3 protein-coding genes are annotated in these 3,360 nt (G+C 52.8%); 2 read left to right on the top strand and 1 reads right to left on the bottom strand.

From position 1 onward, the window contains the following. Window positions 1-186, top strand: a 186-nt coding sequence (locus tag AMA01_RS14130) for a hypothetical protein (protein ID WP_231862965.1), incomplete at its 5' end; no start/stop codon positions are given. Window positions 187-466: 280 nt separating this feature from the next. On the opposite strand, the gene AMA01_RS13305 is transcribed toward AMA01_RS14130, so the two are convergent. Beyond that, window positions 467-1,396 (bottom strand): LysR family transcriptional regulator, encoded by a 930-nt coding sequence (locus AMA01_RS13305; RefSeq protein ID WP_067851724.1) that lies wholly within the window; start codon window positions 1,394-1,396, stop codon window positions 467-469. A 159-nt stretch (window positions 1,397-1,555) separates the two neighbouring features. On the opposite strand from AMA01_RS13305, the gene AMA01_RS13310 reads away from it, so the two are divergent. After that, the gene (locus AMA01_RS13310) at window positions 1,556-2,902 is read left to right on the top strand and encodes an APC family permease (RefSeq protein ID WP_067851726.1); all 1,347 of its coding nucleotides are present in this window, start codon (window positions 1,556-1,558) and stop codon (window positions 2,900-2,902) included. Window positions 2,903-3,360 lie beyond the last annotated feature (458 nt).

The raw sequence follows: 3,360 nt of genomic DNA on the forward strand, positions 1-3,360 counted from the left end.
AAAGGGCTCACCTATAAAGGAGGAATTGAAATGTCAGGATTCGTGTTTCCGATTTCTAGCTCCTTTATATTGCTTGGTTTATTTGTCATCATGACACTTAAGCTAAAAAATTCACTTAAAATACTTGGATTAGTTGGGGTTATAATATCGACAATTTTAATTATTTTGTTGTTTATGATGATGTAGATCCACCGTCTCGTACAGTCGTGTCCGCGCCGACGCGTTCTCAAAGAGCGACAACTTGTTGTTGTCACAATATTGCACCATATCCATGCTCACCGATACAGTCCGTACGGTACGCTAAGTTGACCTCGTGCCTACTCATCATCACAGCGTGCTGTTTGTACCGCTCTCCAAGCGCTTGCGAGAGTGTGATAGTGAGAAAAGATTCTATATTGAATAAAACCATCCATATGGCTGGGGGATTGTAATTTCGGGTAAGCCATCTGACCGTCTGGCACTGCCTTCAGATGTCATACGTCAATCGTTCCTCGGGCGATTGACAAACACGATACGCATAAGCGCGGACGCATTTGATCCATTCCCGCGCTGCTTGGGGCATCCAACGTCCGTCTCGCCATGCGAGATACGTCGGGATTTGCAAGTCGTTCCAGGGGAGGCGGATGAGCTTGCCGGCATCCAGTTCTTGTTGCACCACCATCTCAGGCAGAAGTGCGATGCCGAGGCCCGCGATCGCGCATTGCTTGACGGCCTCCACGCTCGCAAATTCCATGAAACGCTGAATGCGGATTCCCTTTTGTATAGTCTGCCGCTCAAACACCTCTCGGTAACTCGCGCCACCTTTCGAAGCTTCCACAAACAGGAGAACGGCGGATTCGATCAGAGACGGTGTGCTTGCACTCGGATTACTCGCCGTAATTTTCGGATGAGCGACGAGCACGATGCGCTCGGGTGTGAGCGTTTGGAAGGCAAGGCCCGTTGGAGGTGCACTCTGTTCTAACAGCAGTGCCACATCGATCTCGCCGCGCCCCAGCGCCGCCCGATGCTCTGCGCAGCTATCCGCGCGAAATTGAAGATGAACCCGAGGATATCGCTGGTGAAATACAGCCAGTGCAGGCGGAAGCCGATATGCAATCAGGCTTTCCGGGGCACCCACCACAAGCGTGCCGCTCGGCTCGTATCCTCCTTTTGCAATGGATTGGAGTTCAGATTCCATCTGCAGAAGATCATGCACCAGGGGAAGCACTTTCTGCCCGACCTCCGTCAGTTGCACGCTTCGTCCGATCCGGTCAAACAGATGCGTACCGAGTTCATGTTCCAGCGCTTGAATCTGGGCGGAAACACTCGACTGCGCATAGTTTAGGAGCCCAGATGCGCGTGTGAAACTTCGCTCACGAGCCACGACGGCAAAGGTGTGAAGTTGCTTGAAGTCCATCGTTACCCTCCGATCACCATCGAAAAATACGATGGAGATAATTCAGTCTATCGCGTAACGAGATTGGATATCTCCATTTACAATGCGGGTGAGTCATTCGTCAAGTGTTGCAAAAGCACTGTCACCAGACTCCATCTCTCATGAACGGAGGGACCTGTCGTGCAACCATCATCGGGTCCTCAACTTGCCAAGACGCTCACTATCGGTCGAGGTGTCGCGCTCGCACTCGGCATCGTGATCGGGGCAGGCGTACTCGTTCTCCCAGGGCAGGCCTATGCGCAGGTGGGAGACGCAGCCGTCTATGCTTGGATTCTGGACGCCGGACTCGTTATCCCGCTCCTTTTGATTTTTTCGGAACTCGGCGCTCGATACCCATCCGCAGGCGGTGCTGCTGGATTTGTGCGATCGGTTTGTGGCACAAGACTTGGTACCTTGGGCGAATTCCTGCTCATGGCGGCTTTCTTTCTCGGGATTCCTGCGATCGCGCTCTCCGGTGCCGCATACTTCGGTGCTCTCGTGGGTTTACACGGATGGGGGCTCGACGCGTTGGCCGCGGCAATTATCGTGGCATTGAGCGTCATGCACGCGTTAGGGACCCAAATTTCGGGCACCGTGCAACAGGTACTGAGCTTTACGCTCGTCGGCATATTGAGTCTCATTGCTTGCGTGGGGCTTTTCATGCACCCTTTGATGAGGCTTCACGTGGCGCCCGTGGCAAGCTGGCGTCAGAGCTTGCCGGCGGTCGGTATGGTGTTCTTTGCCTATACCGGATGGGAGATGCTTTCCTTCATGGGGGAGGAGTTCAAGCATCCCAAGCGGGACTTCCCGCTTGCCATCGCGTTCAGTTACGTGGCCATCGTGATTTTGTACATCGCGGTCGCGCTCGCTGTGCAAACCGATTTATCTCAGCACGATCCCCGTACCATCATCGCCCCCATTGCAACGCTGCTCGCAAGCGTGATAGGTCCTTTAGCAGGCAACGCGGTGGCGGTGCTGGCGCTCGTCATCATTGTGGCGAATCTGAACGGAGCTCTGTGGGCAGCTTCACGTCTGATTTTTGCGACGGCTCGTGAGGGAACATTGCCCAGGCGCCTCGCGGTCCTGAACACACGCGGCGTGCCATGGGTTGCGCTTTTTGCTTGCGCCGCGGTGTTTGTCGGCGTGATCGGCATGCACATCGTGGGCTGGATCTCTCAGCCCCTGATGTTTGCTTTGGCGGGCCAGAATTTCTTGCTCATTTACGGTCTGTGCGCGATCGCGTATGTTCGGCAGGCTTCAGGGCGATGGCGAAAGGGTTTTGGTATCGCCGTGGGACTTATGTGTCTCGTCGTGCTCGACTCGTTCGGGTGGAAGATCGTATATCCTTGTGGTATCGCCATCGTAACGCTTGTGTTGGTCGCCTTGCGGAGGCGGCATGCTGGGGGAAAAGGACATAAGTCTAGTTCGAATCCTGTTCATCGCACTACCCATGAACAACAGAAGCGTGGGAATCGTGATTATGACTAGGGAATATCCAAATTGACGGAATGGAAAAATCTTTACCTTCGGATCCATATAACCTACTCTAATTATCACAGTGGCCGCCTCACTGAGGATGATGGATGTGAGATTTATTGTAAACCGGTTGGTTATCGTCTTTTTCCTAGGCATATCAGGAGATTGTGCACTAGCGCTAATCAATTGGCTTTATGATCATACGGGTTTTGCAATCGGAACAACGTCCATCGTATATCTGCTCATCTTGCTGATTTCAGTTGTGATTATAAACGTGCCACTGCGTGCTGACCAGAAATTTGCGCCGATTTCGAGTTTGTGTTCGAGCCCTTTGTAGAGTCACGAGCCCTTGTGCGGCAAGGGTTTTTCGAGCACAAAGAAGGACTTCACCCCAACTTGAGAGAAAGAAAACGGTATTCACCAAACCATTTCTACGAAGGCGAAGACCAACGTGTACATTCGACAAACAC

The sequence above is a fragment of the Alicyclobacillus mali NBRC 102425 genome (assembly GCF_001570745.1).
GTDB lineage: Bacteria > Bacillota > Bacilli > Alicyclobacillales > Alicyclobacillaceae > Alicyclobacillus > Alicyclobacillus mali.